This is a genomic window from Pseudomonas mandelii, from assembly GCF_900106065.1.
Lineage (GTDB): Bacteria > Pseudomonadota > Gammaproteobacteria > Pseudomonadales > Pseudomonadaceae > Aquipseudomonas > Aquipseudomonas mandelii.
In genome coordinates this window covers 4,274,576-4,291,771 of the sequence record NZ_LT629796.1, presented here as the reverse complement: position 1 = coordinate 4,291,771, position 17,196 = coordinate 4,274,576, and the positions used below count along the sequence as shown (strand labels likewise).

The following is a 17,196-nucleotide window of genomic DNA, read 5'->3' as shown; positions in this document are numbered from 1 at the left end:
ACGCAAGACTGCGTCCAGCGGATATTCCGCGGTGAGTCTTGCATGCAAGGCTCACGACGGGCCATACCGCCGTGGTTTCTTATTGTCTTAACGCTTCTTGCGGTTGGCGATGTGGATGGCGCCGCCATTCACAGCCAGAGCAGCTTCGTGCAAGGCTTCAGACAGGGTCGGATGGGAGAAAACCATCATGCCCAGGTCTTCAGCGCTGGTGCCGAACTCCATGCCGATCGCGCCCTGCTGAACCAGTTCTGCAGCGCTCGGGCCAATCACGTGGACGCCCAATACGCGGTCAGTCTTGGCATCAGCAATGACTTTCACGAAACCGCCGGTGTCGTTGGCTGCCATGGCACGGCCACTGGCTGCGAACGGGAAGGTGCCAACGTTAACTTCAACGCCTTCAGCCTTCAATACCTGCTCGGTCTTGCCGACCCACGCGATTTCCGGGTGAGTATAAATAACAGACGGGATCAGGTCATAGTTGATTTGGGCTTTGTGGCCCTTGATGCGCTCAACCACCATGATGCCTTCTTCGGACGCCTTGTGCGCCAGCATCATGCCGCGAACCACGTCACCGATCGCGTAAACGCCCGGTACGCTGGTGGCGCACTGGTCGTCAACGAATACGAAACCGCGCTCGTCGATGTTCACACCGCTGTCGGCAGCCAACAGTTCGGTGGTCACTGGACGGCGACCAACGGCAACGATCAGCTTGTCGAAGGTGATGTTCTGTTCGCCGTTGGCATCGGTGTAGTTCACCACGACTTCGTCGCCGTTCACTTTGGAACCGGTAACGCGAGCGCCCAGCTTGATGTCCAGACCTTGTTTGGTCAGGGTCTTGAAGGCTTCTTTGGAAACGGCTTCGTCAGCGGCTGGCAGGAACTTTTCCAGCGCTTCCAGGACAACCACTTGCGAACCCAGACGCGACCAGACCGAACCCAGTTCCAGACCGATGACGCCAGCGCCGATCACGCCCAGACGCTTGGGAACGGATTGGAATTCCAGCGCGCCGGTCGAATCGACGATGACGTTCTGGTCAACCGGAGCCGGTGGAATGTCGATCGGACGCGAGCCCGAAGCCAGAATCACGTTCTCGGCTTCGATGATTTCAACGGTGCCGTCTGGCTTGGTCAGCTCGACTTTCTTGCCAGCCAGCAGCTTGCCGTGGCCTTGCAGGGAAGTGACGCCGTTCGCCTTGAACAGGGTGGCAACGCCAGAGGTCAGGCCTTTGACGATGTTGGCTTTACGGCCAACCATTGCCGCCACGTCCATGGTCACGCCAGCGTGATTGATGCCGTGGATCGCGAAGCCTTCTTTGGCTTCCTTGTACTTCCAGGAGCTGTCCAGCAGCGCCTTGGATGGAATGCAGCCGACGTTCAGGCAAGTACCGCCGAGGGCCAGTTTGCCTTCCTTGTCGGTGTATTTCTCGATGCAGGCAGTGGAGAGGCCCAGTTGCGCTGCTTTAATGGCAGCCACGTAGCCGCCAGGGCCCGCGCCAATCACTACCACGTCGAATTTCTGAGTCATAAAAAAGGTTCCCTTTTAGCAGCAAGCTTCAAGCCGCGAGCTGCAAGTTGAAGCCCATTCGCATGTTTTGCGCTTGAGGCTTGCAGCTTGCAGCTCGCAGCTGCTTTTTAGATATCCAGCAGCAAACGAGCCGGGTCTTCCAGCAGGTTCTTGATGGTAACCAGGAAGGTCACAGCTTCTTTGCCATCGATCAGACGGTGATCGTAGGACAGAGCGAGGTACATCATCGGACGGATCACGACCTGACCGTTGATCGCCATAGGACGCTGCAGAATGTTGTGCATGCCCAGGATGGCCGCTTGCGGCGGGTTGACAATCGGAGTCGACATCATCGAACCGAAGGTACCACCGTTGGTGATGGTGAACGTACCGCCGGTCATTTCGTCCATCGACAGTTTGCCGTCGCGAGCCTTCTTGCCGAAGGTGGCGATGCCGCCTTCGATTTCAGCCAGGCTCATCAGTTCGGCGTTACGCAGAACCGGTACAACCAGGCCGCGGTCGCTGGAAACAGCCACGCCGACGTCGGCATAACCGTGGTAAACGATGTCGGCACCGTCGATCGACGCGTTGACAGCCGGGAAGCGTTTCAGCGCTTCAGTGGCAGCCTTGACGAAGAACGACATGAAGCCCAGGCGCACGCCGTTGTGGGACTTCTCGAACAGGTCCTTGTACTTCGAACGCAGGGCCATGACTTCAGTCATGTCGACTTCGTTGAAGGTGGTCAGCATCGCCATGTTCGACTGGGCTTCTACCAGGCGCTTGGCCACGGTAGCGCGAACGCGGGTCATCGGAACGCGCTTCTCGATGCGGTCGCCAGCGGCGAACACAGGAGCAGCGGCAGCCGGAGCAGCAGCCTTGGCAGGCGCGGCAGCCGGAGCGGCTTTCTTGGCAGCAACGGCTGCAACCACGTCTTCCTTGGTCACACGACCGCCTTTGCCAGTGCCGGCAACGGAAGCGATGTTGATGCCGTTTTCTTCAGCCAGCTTGCGAGCAGCCGGTGCAGCAACAGGATCGTCTTCGCCTTCGGCGGCTGGCGCAGCAGCTTGTGCAGCAGCCGGAGCCGCGGCAGCAGCTGGAGCGGCAGCAGCGCCGCCCGCTTCGATGGAGCCCAGCACTTCGTCGGACAGAACGGTGTCGCCTTCGTTCTTGACGATAGCGCCCAGCACGCCGTCAGCGGTAGCCAACACTTCCAGCACAACCTTGTCGGTTTCGATGTCGACGATCAGGTCGTCACGCTTTACAGCGTCGCCCGGTTTTTTGTGCCAGGTGGCAACGGTGCCATCGGCAACCGATTCCGGGAAAGTGGGGGCTTTGATTTCGATAGCCATTATCTGTGGGTCCTTAAATTCGGTTTCAGGTGCGCGAAGGCGTTAAACAGTAAAGGCGTCTTGCAGCAGTTTTTCCTGCTGCTCAGCGTGCATCGATGCATAACCACAAGCAGGTGCAGCAGAAGCATCACGGCCGGCGTACTCGAGAACGAGTGCCTTGTTGTGATTGCCCACGATGCGGCGCATGTGGTGCTGGCTGCAGTACCAGGCACCCTGGTTCATCGGCTCTTCCTGACACCAAACGATATGTTTGAGGTTGGTGTACGGAGCCAGGACTTCATTCAAGTCGTCCTCAGGGAACGGGTACAGCTGCTCGATACGCACGATGGCGATGTCATCACGACCTTCGGCACGGCGTTTTTCCAGCAGGTCGTAGTAGACCTTGCCGCTACACAGAACAATGCGCTCGACCTTTTTCGGGTCTTGGGCATCGATTTCCGGGATCACGGTCTGGAACGAACCTTCGGCCAGATCTTCCAGGGTCGATATGGCCAGTTTGTGACGCAGCAGCGACTTCGGAGTCAGAACGATCAATGGCTTGCGCAGCGGGCGAATCACCTGACGACGCAGCAAGTGGTAGATCTGGGCCGGCGTGGTCGGTACGGCTACCTGAATGTTGTGCTCGGCGCACAGTTGCAGGTAACGCTCCAGACGCGCCGACGAGTGCTCCGGCCCCTGACCTTCATAACCGTGCGGCAGCAGCATGGTCAGACCGCAAAGACGGCCCCACTTGTGCTCGCCGCTGGTGATGAACTGGTCGATAACCACCTGGGCACCGTTGGCGAAGTCGCCGAACTGGGCTTCCCAGATCACCAGCGCCTCAGGCGTGGTGGTCGAGTAACCGTATTCGAACGCCAGCACGGCTTCTTCGGACAGGAACGAATCGTAGAGGTCGAAACGTGGCTGGCCCTTGTAGAGGTTTTGCAGCGGGACGTAGGTCCCCGCGTCTTTCTGGTTGTGCAAGACAGCGTGACGGTGCGAGAACGTACCGCGACCGATGTCCTGACCCGTCATGCGAATCGGGTGACCTTCGAACGCCAGGGTCGCGTACGCCATGGTTTCGGCGTAACCCCAGTTGATCGGCAGGCCGCCGGCTTGCATCTTCTGACGGTCTTCGTAGATTTTCGAGACCTGGCGCTGAACCACGAAGCCTTCCGGGATTTCCAGCAGCTTGGCGGACAGTTCCTGCAAGGTTTTCAGATCGAAACGCGTGTCGTGACGCGCGGTCCAGGCGTGGCCCAGATACGGACGCCAGTCCACGAACAACTCTTTGTTCGGCTCTTTGACCAGGCTTTTTACAACATGCAGGCCGTTGTCCAGCGCGTTGCGGTATTCGTCGACTTTCGCCTGAACACGCTCTGCGTCGAGTACACCGCCCTGGGTCAGACGATCGGCGTACAGCTCACGGGTGGTGCGCTGCTTGGTGATCTGCTGATACATGATCGGCTGGGTGCCACTTGGCTCGTCGGCCTCGTTGTGGCCACGACGACGGTAGCAGACCAGGTCGATTACCACGTCACGCTTGAACTGCATGCGGTAGTCGATGGCCAACTGGGTCACGAACAATACGGCTTCCGGATCATCACCATTCACATGGAGGATCGGCGCCTGGATCATTTTCGCAACGTCGGTCGCGTACTCGGTGGAACGCGAGTCCAGCGGGTTGCTGATGGTGAAACCGACCTGGTTGTTGATCACGATGTGCACGGTGCCGCCGGTCTTGAAACCGCGGGTTTGCGACATCTGGAAGGTTTCCATCACCACGCCCTGACCGGCGAATGCCGCGTCACCGTGGATGGAGATCGGCAGAACCTTCTCGCCGGTAGGGTCGTTACGACGATCCTGACGGGCGCGAACCGAACCCTCGACCACTGGAGATACGATTTCCAGGTGGGACGGGTTGAAGGCCATCGCCAGGTGAACTTCACCGCCGGTGGTCATGACGTTGGACGAGAAGCCCTGGTGATACTTAACGTCACCGGAACCCAGCTCGACCTTCTTCTTGCCTTCGAACTCGTCGAACAGCTCGCGCGGGTTCTTGCCGAAGGTGTTGACCAGCACGTTCAGACGGCCACGGTGGGCCATGCCGATAACGATTTCCTTGGTGCCGTAGGAACCGGAACGCTGGATCAATTCGTCGAGCATCGGAATCAGGCTCTCGCCGCCTTCCAGGCCGAAACGCTTGGTACCCGGGTATTTGGTGCCCAGGTATTTTTCCAGGCCTTCGCCGGCGGTGACGCGCTCGAGCAGGTGGCTCTTGATGTCGGCGGAGTACGTCGGACGACCACGCACGCTTTCCAGACGCTGCTGGAACCACTGGCGCTGCTCGGAATCGGTGATATGCGTAAATTCAGCGCCGATGGTGCGGCAATATGTCTGCTGCAACGCTTCGTGAATTTCGCGTAGGCTCGCCTCCTCTTTGCCGATGAACAGGTCGCCGGCACGGAAGGTCGTATCAAGATCGGCATTGGTCAAGCCGTAATGATTGATCGACAGGTCTGCAGGTGCAGGACGCTGCCACAGCCCCAGCGGGTCAAGCTGGGCTGCCTGGTGGCCACGCATACGGTAGGCCTGGATCAATCGCAGCACTTCAACTTGCTTCTTCTCGTGCTCACTGCTCACGCTGCCGGCGGAAACCGGTTGGGCGCGGCGCTGGTTCTTTGCCAGCAAGACGAAATGATCGCGAATTGTGGAGTGCGAAACATCGGTGGCAGAGCTGCCGTCAATAGGCAGCTTCTGAAAGTAGGTGCGCCACTCTTCTGGCACAGCGTTAGGGTCGTGCAGGTAGAGCTCATAAAGCTCTTCCACATAGGCAGCGTTTCCACCTGAAAGGTAGGCGCTGTTCCACATGCGCTGCATCACGCTTTCTTGCATGCTTGGTCACCCTCGGTTAGGGGAACACCACCGGCGTCGACACCGAGCAAACTTGCAGAAGTCCGAATGCAGCGACCAAAACAAGCCACTTAGGATCACGCTGATAGTCCGGGTACCAGCCCGGATGCCCCTGCTTGTCTCATTTCTTCAAAATAAGAGCCGCAGCCTTGTAAGCTGCTGCCCAGGTTAAAACTACGGCGCCGGTTGAAGCCTGCGCCGTAGCATCTACGGGTACAGCGGTCTTGCAGTTACAGCTGAATCACACGCCGCTTTGCAGCAGCATGTTACGCACGTGACCGATGGCCTTAGTCGGGTTCAGGCCTTTCGGACAGACGTTGACGCAGTTCATGATCCCGCGGCAGCGGAATACGCTGAACGGGTCATCCAGCGAAGCCAGACGCTCGGCAGTCTTGGTGTCGCGGCTGTCTGCCAGGAAGCGGTACGCTTGCAGCAGTGCAGCCGGGCCCAGGAACTTGTCCGGGTTCCACCAGAAGGACGGGCAAGAGGTCGAGCAGCAAGCGCACAGGATGCACTCGTACAGACCGTCGAGCTTTTCACGCTCTTCCGGGGTCTGCAGACGTTCGATGGCCGGAGCCGGCGTGTCGTTCTGCAGGTATGGCTTAACCTTCTCGTATTGCTTGTAGAAGATGCTCATATCGACGACCAGGTCACGGATAACCGGCAAACCTGGCAGCGGACGAACAATCAGCTTGTTACCTTTTACGACAGAAGACAGCGGCGTGACGCAGGCCAGGCCGTTTTTGCCGTTGATGTTCATGCCGTCGGAACCGCAAACACCTTCACGGCAAGAGCGACGATAGGAGAAACCTTCGTCCTGCTCTTTGATCAGGGCCAGCACGTCCAGCACCATCAGGTCTTTACCACCGGTGTCGACCTGGAATTCCTGCATGAACGGCGCAGCGTCCTGATCAGGGTTGTAGCGATAAACACTGACTTGCAACATGGCGGCCACCCTTAATAAGTCCGAATCTTAGGTTCAAAAGTCGGAACAGTTTTCGGCGAGAAGTTCACGGCACGCTTGGTCACGCGCTTGTCACCCGGGAAGTACAGGGTGTGGCACAGCCAGTTTTCGTCGTCGCGATCTTCGTAGTCTTCACGGGCGTGAGCGCCGCGGGACTCTTTGCGGATCTCTGCAGCGATGGCGGTGGCTTCGGCCACTTCCAGCAGGTTTTGCAGTTCCAGGGCTTCGATTCGAGCGGTGTTGAACGCCTGGCTCTTGTCGTTGATCTTGACGTTGGCGATACGGCCACGCAGGTCAGCCAGCTGGGCAATACCCTTCTGCATGTATTCACCGGTACGGAATACACCGAAGTAGTTCTGCATGCAGCTTTGCAGTTCTTTACGCAGAGTGGCGACGTCTTCGCCTTCTGTACGCGAGTTCAGGCCATCGAGACGAGCCAGGGCTGCGTCGATGTCGGACTGGCGAGGACGGGCGTAATCAACGCCTTCCTTCAGGGTCTGCTCCAGGAACAGACCGGCCGCACGGCCGAATACCACCAGGTCGAGCAGCGAGTTGCCACCCAGACGGTTGGCACCGTGAACCGATACGCAGGCCACTTCGCCCACTGCGAACAGACCAGGAATGATCTGGTCGACGCCGTCGGCGTCCTGGGTGATTGCCTGGCCATGAATGTTGGTGGCAACGCCGCCCATCATATAGTGGCAGGTTGGAACGACCGGAATCGGCGCCACGGCTGGATCGACGTGGGCGAAAGTCTTGGACAGTTCCATGATACCTGGCAGACGACTGTGCAGAACTTCTTCACCGAGGTGATCGAGTTTCAGCATTACGTGGTCGCCATCCGGACCGCAACCGTTGCCGGCGATGATTTCTTTAACCATCGAACGGGCAACAACGTCACGACCTGCAAGGTCTTTGGCGTTCGGAGCATAACGCTCCATGAAACGCTCGCCGTGCTTGTTGATCAGGTAACCGCCTTCACCGCGGCAACCTTCAGTCACCAACACACCGGCGCCGGCGATGCCGGTCGGGTGGAACTGCCACATTTCAATGTCTTGTACCGGCACGCCAGCACGCAGAGCCATGCCGACGCCGTCACCGGTGTTGATCAGGGCATTGGTGGTGGACGAGTAGATACGGCCTGCACCGCCAGTCGCCAATACGGTGGCGTTAGCGCGTACGTAGGAAGTTTCGCCGGTTTCGATGCAGATGACGATCATGCCGACAAAGGCACCGTCTTCGTTCTTCACCAGATCCACACCGTAGTATTCGTTGAGGAATACGGTGCCAGCCTTGAGGTTGGCCTGGTACAGGGTGTGCAGCAGTGCGTGACCGGTACGGTCGGCAGCGGCGCATGTACGTGCAGCCTGGCCACCTTTACCGAAGTCTTTCGACTGACCGCCGAACGGACGCTGATAAATGCGGCCCTGTTCGGTACGGGAGAACGGCAAACCCATGTGCTCGAGTTCGAAAACGGCTTCCGGGCCTACGGAACACATGTATTCGATAGCGTCCTGGTCACCGATGTAGTCGGAACCCTTGACGGTATCGTACATGTGCCAGCGCCAGTCATCGTTCGGATCTGCCGAGGCGATGGCGCAGGTGATGCCACCCTGGGCGGATACAGTGTGCGAACGAGTCGGGAAAACCTTGGTAACTACGGCAGTCTTGTGACCACCTTGTGCCAGTTGCAGCGCAGCGCGCATACCAGCACCGCCGCCGCCAATGATGATGGCGTCGAACGAAAGCGTATTAACTGTAGTAGACATGAATCAGATACCCCAGAGAATCTGCACACCCCAGACGAAGTAAGCGAACATCGCAACGCCGCATACCGCCTGAAAAAGGAAACGTATTGCAGTTGCGGACTTGCCGAACGCCATTGGCGTCAGGTAGTCGGTCGCGATGGTCCACATGCCGACCCAGGCGTGAGCGCCGAGTGCAACGAGGGCCAGGAGACTGAAAATACGCATCCAGTTGCTTGCGAACAGTTCATGCCATTGGGCGTAGCCGATGCCAGGGTTGGCGACGACGTATCCGATCAGGAAAATGAAATAAGCCGCGAGAACGACCGCAGACACACGTTGTGCCATCCAGTCATAGAGGCCCGAACGGGACAGGTTCGTGACGTTAGTTACCATATCCAAACTCCTGCCAGAACGATTACCACCACGGAAACGGCGATAACGATTTTCGAGCCCAGTTTGCCGCCTTCAAGCGACTCGCCGATGCCCATGTCCATGATCAAATGGCGCACACCGGCAACCAGGTGATACAGCAAGGCGGACAGGATGCCCCAAATCACTAGCTTGGCTAGCGGACTGGTCAGACACGCTTTCACCTGACCGAAGCCTTCTTCCGAGTCGAGCGACTTGTCCAATGCATAAAGCATGATGGCCAGGCTGACAAAGAGGATGATTCCGGAGATTCGGTGAAGAATGGACGTGTAAGCAGTGACTGGGAGTTTGATGGTCCTTAGGTCTAGGTTTACAGGTCGTTGGCTATTCACGGCTTTTTTTCACACTGAAGAGCCCCTAACAATCAGGGCAAAGTTGTTGGGGAGTGCACTGGTCAGGTACCCACCACCCAGGGAGTGCGACCCCCAGTAAAGCAGGCCCAAAAGCCCCTGGCGGTCGGAGGCCGAGTATAGACAGTTAGGCTACTAATGACAACGCGTTCACCTTCCCCTAATAGCTCATTGCACAAGTTGGATAAAAGGCGTAAATGGCAGTCAATTTCGAGGAAAAAGTCCGGTTAAAGCCTTCTGGAGCAAGACTTTAGGCAAATTGACATTCGAATTTATCTCACTATAGTGGTGCGGGCCCTGCGTGGGGGGTCTGTCTGATGATTTCAAGCATAAATAGGAGGCCACATGGCTGACAAAAAAGCGCAGTTGATCATCGAGGGCGCAGCCCCCGTCGAGCTGCCCATTTTAACCGGCACCGTTGGTCCCGATGTTATCGACGTTCGGGGCCTGACGGCCACGGGCCGTTTCACCTTTGACCCTGGTTTCATGTCGACAGCTTCCTGCGAGTCGAAGATCACCTATATCGACGGCGACAACGGCATTCTGCTGCACCGCGGTTACCCGATCGAACAGCTCGCTGAAAAATCGGACTACCTGGAAACCTGCTATCTGCTGCTCAACGGCGAATTGCCGACCGCAGAACAGAAGGCCCAGTTCGTCAGCACCGTGAAGAACCACACCATGGTTCACGAGCAGCTGAAGACCTTCTTCAACGGCTTCCGTCGCGACGCTCACCCAATGGCCGTCATGTGCGGCGTAGTCGGCGCCCTCTCGGCCTTCTACCACGACTCCCTCGACATCAATAACCCGCAGCATCGCGAAATTTCCGCGATCCGCCTGGTTGCCAAGATGCCGACCCTGGCAGCGATGGTTTACAAGTACTCCATGGGCCAACCCATGATGTACCCGCGCAACGACCTGACGTACGCGGAAAACTTCCTGCACATGATGTTCAACACCCCGTGCGAGATCAAACCGATCAGCCCGGTACTCGCCAAGGCCATGGACCGGATCTTCATCCTCCATGCCGACCACGAGCAGAACGCATCGACTTCCACTGTACGCCTGGCCGGTTCTTCGGGTGCCAACCCGTTCGCCTGTATCGCCGCCGGCATCGCTGCACTGTGGGGCCCTGCCCACGGCGGCGCGAACGAAGCTGTTCTGACCATGCTCGATGAAATTGGCGATGTGTCGAACATCGACAAGTACATTGCCAAGGCCAAGGACAAGAACGATCCGTTCAAACTGATGGGCTTCGGTCACCGGGTTTACAAAAACCGCGACCCACGCGCTACCGTCATGAAGCAGACTTGCGACGAAGTGCTGAAGGAACTGGGTATCAAGCACGACAAGCAACTCGAACTGGCCATGCGCCTGGAAGAGATCGCGCTGACCGACCCGTACTTCATCGAACGCTCGCTGTACCCGAACGTCGACTTCTACTCGGGGATCATCCTCAAGGCGATCGGCATTCCAACCAGCATGTTCACCGTGATCTTCGCCCTGGCGCGGACTGTCGGCTGGATCTCCCACTGGAAAGAAATGCTCTCCAGCCCGTACAAGATTGGCCGTCCTCGCCAGCTGTACACCGGCTACGAGTCGCGTGACATCACCAAGCTGGAAGACCGCAAATAAGACCTGTCTTGCGATAACGTCTTAAGCTGTACCGGGAACGGCCTCTATTTATATAGAGGCCGTTTTTGTTTGTGCGGTCTCAGCGGCCTTGGGGCCGACTGGGTTTTTGGTTGTGTACATATCCGTTTCTGCGGTAACGGCTACTTATGGTTTCGCTCATACCGCGAGTCCCTTTTTCAAACGCCAAAAGGGAACCAAAAGGCTTCGCCCCGGCGTACGGCGCCTCGCTGAGGCTCCGCGATCCCTCGCTACGGCGTCCATCAGGGGGCATCGCCTAAGGTCTGCCGAAGGGGCGAGAGAACAAGATCAACGTCAAAAGCCAAAGCCAAAGCCAAAGCCAAAGCCAAAGCCAAAGCCAAAGCCAAAGCCAAAGCCAAAGCCAAAGCCAAAGCCAAAGCCAAAGCCAAAGCCAAAGCCAAAGCCAAAGCCAAAGCCAAAGCCAAAGCCAAAGCCAAAAGGATCACTGCTTTTGGATAGCTTGCGTACATCCGCAAGAACAGGTCGGCTGTCAGGCTGCCTTCGCGGGCAAGCCTCGCTCCTACAAGGGGTTCGGTGTACACGCTTCGCTCTTCACCACTCATCAGGCCGAGCGTTAGCTCGCCTGCAGCTTGGCCGTCATCGCTGGCAGGCCAGCTCCCACAGGGTTTGGTGTACATCCGCAAAAAAATGGTCGGCTGTCAGGCCGCCATCGCGAGCAGGCTCACTCCTACAGTGGAATGTGTGTACCTGCAAGAGATTGGTCGGCTGTCAGGCCGCCTTCGCGGGCAAGCCTCGCTCCTACAAGAGTTCGGCGTACAGCTTTTGATTTTCACCACTCATCAGGCCGAGCGTTAGCTCGCCTGCTTTTGATCTTGATCCACCCGCCCCTTTCGGGAGGCTGAGTGGAGGTGTTCATCCGGGGAGTGGCGCGCAGCGCCGTTCGACGCAGTCGAACACGCTGCATGTAGGTCGTCGCGAAGCAGACCGGAGGGCAGTGTCCCCGGATGGATACCGGAGCGAAGGTACGCCGAGCCTTAGCGAGGGGCCGGACGCTTGGGGCGAGACTTTTTGGTTCCTTTTGTGGCGTTTGACAAAAGGGACTCGCCGTAAGGGCGAAACCGCCAGCCGCCGTTACCGCAGAAATGGATATATACACCTGAGAGAGACAGGTCGGCTGTCAGGCCGCCTTCGCGGGCAAGCCTCGCTCCTACACCAAATACCATCGCCAACAAAAAAAATGCCCCGATCTCTCGACCAGGGCATTTTTCGTTTAACGCAACTTACACAGACAAACCCGAAGCCTTAGTGAGAAACCGCCCCACTCGCCCCCAAACCGGTCTGCGAACGAACAAACTGCGGGAAGAACAGCGCACGCTCATTAACGCCAGCCGCCGACTTGTCAGTGATCGAGAAGAACCAGATCCCGATAAACGCAATGGCCATCGAGAACAGCGCCGGGTACTCATACGGGAAGATAGCCTTCTCGTGATGCAGGATCTGCACCCAGATGGTTGGACCCAGCACCATCAAACCAACCGCACTCACCAGACCCAACCAGCCGCCGATCATTGCACCGCGAGTGGTCAGCTTCTTCCAGTACATGGAAAGCAACAGCACCGGGAAGTTACAGCTCGCTGCGATGGAGAACGCCAGACCCACCATGAACGCGATGTTCTGGCTTTCGAACAGAATGCCCAAGCCGATCGCCAGCACTGCCAAAGCGATGGTGGTGATTTTCGAGACACGGATCTCGTCCTTCTCGTTGGCCTTGCCTTTCTTGATCACGCTGGCATACAGGTCGTGAGACACCGCCGAAGCACCGGCCAGGGTCAAACCGGCAACCACCGCCAGAATGGTCGCAAACGCTACCGCCGAGATAAAGCCCAGGAAAATACTGCCACCCACCGCGTTGGCCAGGTGCACCGCCGCCATGTTGTTGCCGCCCAACAGCGCGCCAGCAGCATCTTTAAAGGCCGGGTTGGTGCTGACCAGCAGGATCGCGCCGAAGCCGATGATGAAAGTCAGGATGTAGAAGTAGCCAATGAAGCCGGTTGCATACAGCACGCTCTTGCGAGCTTCTTTTGCGTCACTCACGGTGAAGAAGCGCATCAGGATGTGCGGCAGGCCAGCGGTACCGAACATCAATGCCAGGCCAAGGGAGAACGCCGAGACCGGGTCTTTCACCAGACCGCCGGGGCTCATGATCGCTTCGCCTTTGGCGTGAACCTTGATCGCCTCGGAGAACAGTGTGCTGAAGTCAAAGTTGACGTGCTTCATCACCATCAGCGCCATGAACGAGGCACCGGACAGCAACAGCACAGCCTTGATGATCTGCACCCAAGTGGTCGCCAGCATGCCGCCGAACAGCACGTACATGCACATCAGGACGCCGACCAGGATCACTGCTACGTGGTAATCCAGTCCGAACAGCAACTGGATCAGCTTGCCGGCCCCGACCATTTGCGCGATCAGGTAGAACGCAACCACCACCAGCGAACCGCAAGCGGACAGCGAGCGAATCTGGGTTTGCCCAAGGCGGTAGGACGCCACATCGGCAAAGGTGTACTTACCCAGGTTACGCAGGCGCTCGGCGATCAGAAACAGAATGATCGGCCAACCCACCAGGAAGCCGATCGAGTAGATCAGGCCATCGTAGCCGGAAGTGAACACCAGGGCGGAAATACCCAGGAAGGACGCCGCGGACATGTAGTCACCGGCAATCGCCAGACCATTCTGGAAACCGGTGATCTTGCCGCCGGCCGCATAGTAGTCGGCCGCCGAGTTATTTTTCTTGGAAGCCCAGTAGGTGATATACAAAGTCGCGCCGACGAACGCCACGAACATCAGGATCGCGGCGACGTTCAGCGGTTGTTTCTGAACCGCGCCGGTCAGGGCTTCAGCCGCCCAGGCACCCGGTGCGAATGCTGCAACGCTCAATAGAGCCAATAGACGCCGGATCATTGCTGAGCCTCCTTGAGAATCAGATTATTCAGGTCGTCGAATTCGCCATTGGCGCGTCGTACATAGATTGCTGTCAGGATAAAGGCCGAGAGAATCAGCCCGACACCAATCGGTATGCCCCAGGTAATCGAAGAATCGGGGCTGATTTTCGCTCCCAGAATATGCGGCCCGTAAGCAATCAAAAGGATGAATCCGGAGTAAAGCCCAAGCATGATCGCCGAAAGAATCCAGGCGAACCTTTCTCGCTTACTAACCAGCTCCTTGAAGCGCGGGCTGTTTTGAATCGAGAGGTAAATGCTGTCGTTCATTGTTTTTATCCTCGCAGCACAGATTAAAGTTGGAACGTTATCCACTCTATGCGGCTGCGGGGCAGGTTCCAGACGACCTTAGTATTAGAACGACATGACAGAATCGCCATTTTCTGGTGTGACGCAACTTTTGTAGGAGCCAGGCTTGCCGGCGAAGGCGTCCTCACGATCGCTTTCGCCGGCAAGCCTGGCTCCTACAAAAAAAACAAAAGGCCCGTTGGCAATATGCCAAGGGGCCTTGAGAGGTGCTGACTAGAGCCGTCAGCTCAAATCACTTGATCCAGTCTGCAACGCGCTCAGGGTGTTTGGCCACCCAATCTTTCGCCGCGGCGTCAGGCTTGGCGCCGTCTTGAATCGCCAACATGACTTCGCCGATTTCGTCTTTCGAGGCCCACTGGAAGTTCTTCAGGAACTTGGCAACTTCCGGCGCCTTGGTGGCCAGTTCTTTGCTGCCGATGTTGTTCACGGTTTCAGCCGCGCCATAAACGCCTTTCGGGTCGTCCAGGAAGCGCAGTTTCCACTTGGCGAACATCCAGTGCGGTACCCAACCGGTCACAGCGATGGATTCGTTTTTCTTCTCGGCACGGGTCAGCTCGGCAATCATGCCGGCGCCGGAACTGGCCTTGAGTTGATACCCGGTCAGATCGTAATCCTTGATCGCCTGCTCGGTTTTAAGCATCACGCCCGAACCGGCGTCGATGCCGACGATGCGTTTTTTGAAGGTGTCGTCAGTTTTCAGGTCATCGATGGTTTTAGCCTTGACGTACTCCGGCACGATCAAGCCGATTTTTGCATCCTTGAAGTTCGGACCGTAATCGACGACTTGATCCTTGTTCTTGGTCCAGTATTCGCCGTGAGTCACCGGCAGCCAGGCGGACAACATGGCGTCGAGTTTGCCGGTGGCCACACCCTGCCACATGATCCCGGTGGCGACGGCTTGCAGTTTCACGTCATAACCCAGCTTTTGCTTGATCACTTCGGCGGCCACATGCGTGGTCGCGACGCTGTCGGACCAACCGTCAACGTAACCGATGCTCAGGGTTTTGCTCTCGGCATTGGCCATTGTGGAACCAATCGTGAGCACCAGAGCGGCACCTGCGCCTAAAAGTCGTCGCATCTTCATCGTTACTTCCCCGAAAGTGCTGCGCTCGACGGGTGCCGAGTCGCGTCAACGTATTGTTATGGTGCACAGCGCCCCCATCACGCCCACCGCAAACTCGTTCGAACATCAGCGTGATTTTCCATGAGAGCACTGATGCCTCGATAATCAACCTGACGACAACCGGAACCTGTGCTGTCAGCGACCTCAAGGCATCGAGAAACGACATCAGAACGCCATTAATCACGACCGCCTGGAGTGCGCCGACCAATCCGCCCGAACTTTGCATGTCAAAATCATGCAAGCCCCCTAGCGCGGGGCAAATGAAGGTAACATGCGCGGCTTTGCTCCCAGACGGCCTGACCATGCCCGCGACCTCCCGCTTTCCTTTTCTGGCTTATCTCTTCGCTTGCCTGCTGGGGCTGTTTGCCCTTGGCGGCTTTTGGTACGGCCTTGGCAAACCGGTGATTCTGCCGGACGTGGCCAGCGCGACGCACAAGCTGCAATGCGCCTCCTACACCCCGTTCGACAAGGACCAGTCGCCGTTCGACGTGCCGTTCAAGTTGCGCCCCGAGCGCATGGACGCCGACCTCGCGCTGCTGGCCAAAAGCTTCGAGTGCATCCGCACCTATTCCATGACCGGCCTCGAGGCGTTGCCCGACCTGGCGCGCAAGCATGGTTTGAAACTGATGATTGGCGCCTGGGTCAACAGCAACCCGGTGGACACAGAGAAAGAAGTCGACCTGCTGATCGCCTCGGCCAACGCCAACGCGGACGTGGTGACCTCGGTGATCGTCGGCAACGAAACCCTGCTGCGCAAGGAAGTCACGGGTGCGCAGTTGGCAAAACTGATCAATAAAGTCAAAAGCCAGGTCAAGCAACCGGTGACTTACGCCGATGTCTGGGAGTTTTGGCTCAAGCACCCGGAAATCGCCCCGGCAGTGGATTTCCTGACCATCCATTTGCTGCCGTACTGGGAAGATGATCCCTCGAACATCGACGCCGCGCTGCAGCATGTGGCCGAAGTGCGTCAGGTGTTCGGCAACAAATTCGCGCCCAAGGACGTGGTGATTGGCGAAACCGGCTGGCCGAGCGAAGGCCGTCAGCGCGAAACCGCCCTGCCGAGCCGGGTTAACGAAGCCAAGTTCATTCGCGGTTTTGTCATCATGGCCGAGCAGCAAGGCTGGCATTACAACCTGATCGAAGCTTTCGACCAGCCCTGGAAGCGCGCCAGCGAAGGTGCGGTCGGTGGTTACTGGGGGCTGTTCGATGCCGATCGCCAGGACAAGGGCGTGCTGGCCGGTCCCGTGTCGAACGTGCCGTACTGGTCGCAGTGGCTGGCCGTTGGCGGTTTGATTTTTCTTGGCACGCTGATCCTTGGCGGGCGTGTACGCACCACCCGCGCTGCACTGGTGCTGCCGCTGCTCGGCGCACTGGCGGCGTGCTCGATTGGCGCCTGGGGTGATCTGGCGCGGGTCACGACGCGCTTTGCCAGTGAATGGTTGTGGGTGGCGTTGCTGACGGGGTTGAATCTGTTGGTGCTGGCGCATGCCGCATTGACGCTGAGCGCTCGTACCGGTTGGCGTGAGCGGGCGTTCAATGCACTGGAGCGTCGAGCAGGCTGGCTGGTCGCCGGAGCAGGTTTTGCGGCGGCGGTGATGATGCTTGAGCTGGTGATCGACCCGCGTTATCGCAGCTTTCCAAGTGTCGCCTTCATACTGCCGGCGCTGGTTTACCTGTGCCGCCCAGTGAGCGCGGCGCGCCGTGAAATCGCCCTGCTGACCTTCATCATTGGCGCCGGCATTGCACCGCAGCTGTTCCGTGAAGGGTTGCAGAACCAGCAAGCCTGGGGTTGGGCGCTGGTGAGTGTTTTGATGGTGGCGATGTTGTGGCGCTGTTTGCGGGTTCGCAAGGCGTAATCTTCAGCGCAGCTGGTGGCCTCTTCGCGCGCAAGCCACGCTCCCACAGGTTCGGCGAAT

Annotated in this window: 13 protein-coding genes; 2 read left to right on the top strand and 11 right to left on the bottom strand. The window is 58.0% G+C overall.

The annotated features are described in order from the left end of the window. Positions 1 to 87: 87 nt before the first annotated feature. The 7 genes from lpdA to sdhC all read right to left on the bottom strand — a co-directional run bounded on the left by lpdA (position 88) and on the right by sdhC (position 9,217). The gene (gene lpdA / locus BLU63_RS19885) at positions 88 to 1,524 is read right to left on the bottom strand and encodes a dihydrolipoyl dehydrogenase (protein WP_077749772.1); all 1,437 of its coding nucleotides are present in this window, start codon (positions 1,522 to 1,524) and stop codon (positions 88 to 90) included. A gap of 107 nt (positions 1,525 to 1,631) precedes the next feature. Continuing rightward, complete coding sequence (gene odhB / locus BLU63_RS19880; protein WP_010456848.1) at positions 1,632 to 2,852, bottom strand: 2-oxoglutarate dehydrogenase complex dihydrolipoyllysine-residue succinyltransferase; 1,221 nt, start codon at positions 2,850 to 2,852, stop codon at positions 1,632 to 1,634. A 42-nt stretch (positions 2,853 to 2,894) separates the two neighbouring features. After that, a complete protein-coding gene (locus BLU63_RS19875; protein WP_077749771.1) occupies positions 2,895 to 5,726 on the bottom strand; it encodes a 2-oxoglutarate dehydrogenase E1 component in 2,832 nt (943 codons plus the stop codon). Between the two features lie 259 nt (positions 5,727 to 5,985). Beyond that, a complete protein-coding gene (locus tag BLU63_RS19870; RefSeq protein WP_010456852.1) occupies positions 5,986 to 6,690 on the bottom strand; it encodes a succinate dehydrogenase iron-sulfur subunit in 705 nt (234 codons plus the stop codon). Between the two features lie 11 nt (positions 6,691 to 6,701). Beyond that, positions 6,702 to 8,477: a succinate dehydrogenase flavoprotein subunit gene (gene sdhA / locus BLU63_RS19865; RefSeq protein ID WP_008032662.1), complete on the bottom strand. Its 1,776-nt coding sequence runs from the start codon at positions 8,475 to 8,477 to the stop codon at positions 6,702 to 6,704. A gap of 3 nt (positions 8,478 to 8,480) precedes the next feature. Further along, positions 8,481 to 8,849 (bottom strand): succinate dehydrogenase, hydrophobic membrane anchor protein, encoded by a 369-nt coding sequence (gene sdhD / locus BLU63_RS19860; protein ID WP_007945134.1) that lies wholly within the window; start codon positions 8,847 to 8,849, stop codon positions 8,481 to 8,483. Further along, a complete protein-coding gene (gene sdhC, locus BLU63_RS19855; protein WP_010456855.1) occupies positions 8,843 to 9,217 on the bottom strand; it encodes a succinate dehydrogenase, cytochrome b556 subunit in 375 nt (124 codons plus the stop codon). The genes sdhD and sdhC overlap by 7 nt, the downstream gene beginning before the upstream one ends. A gap of 363 nt (positions 9,218 to 9,580) precedes the next feature. Between sdhC and gltA the strand changes: the two genes are divergently transcribed. After that, positions 9,581 to 10,870, top strand: a complete 1,290-nt coding sequence (gene gltA / locus BLU63_RS19850) for a citrate synthase (RefSeq protein WP_010456856.1) — start codon at positions 9,581 to 9,583, stop codon at positions 10,868 to 10,870. Between the two features lie 260 nt (positions 10,871 to 11,130). Here the strand turns inward: gltA and BLU63_RS19845 are convergent, their stop codons facing one another. The 4 genes from BLU63_RS19845 to BLU63_RS19825 form a co-directional block, all read right to left on the bottom strand. Further along, entirely contained in the window at positions 11,131 to 11,430 is a 300-nt protein-coding gene (locus tag BLU63_RS19845) for a hypothetical protein (protein WP_156877435.1), read from the bottom strand. A gap of 721 nt (positions 11,431 to 12,151) precedes the next feature. After that, positions 12,152 to 13,810, bottom strand: coding sequence for a cation acetate symporter (locus tag BLU63_RS19835; protein WP_010456858.1), 1,659 nt, complete (start codon positions 13,808 to 13,810; stop codon positions 12,152 to 12,154). Then, positions 13,807 to 14,118 carry a DUF485 domain-containing protein gene (locus BLU63_RS19830; RefSeq protein WP_010456859.1) on the bottom strand — a complete coding sequence of 104 codons (312 nt, stop codon included), beginning with the start codon at positions 14,116 to 14,118 and terminating at the stop codon, positions 13,807 to 13,809. Before BLU63_RS19830 ends, BLU63_RS19835 begins: the two co-directional genes overlap by 4 nt. A gap of 271 nt (positions 14,119 to 14,389) precedes the next feature. Continuing rightward, the gene (locus BLU63_RS19825; RefSeq protein ID WP_083376007.1) at positions 14,390 to 15,241 is read right to left on the bottom strand and encodes a glycine betaine ABC transporter substrate-binding protein; all 852 of its coding nucleotides are present in this window, start codon (positions 15,239 to 15,241) and stop codon (positions 14,390 to 14,392) included. A 299-nt stretch (positions 15,242 to 15,540) separates the two neighbouring features. Between BLU63_RS19825 and BLU63_RS19815 the strand changes: the two genes are divergently transcribed. Further along, positions 15,541 to 17,136 (top strand): glycoside hydrolase family 17 protein, encoded by a 1,596-nt coding sequence (locus tag BLU63_RS19815; protein ID WP_083376006.1) that lies wholly within the window; start codon positions 15,541 to 15,543, stop codon positions 17,134 to 17,136. Positions 17,137 to 17,196: the final 60 nt, after the last annotated feature.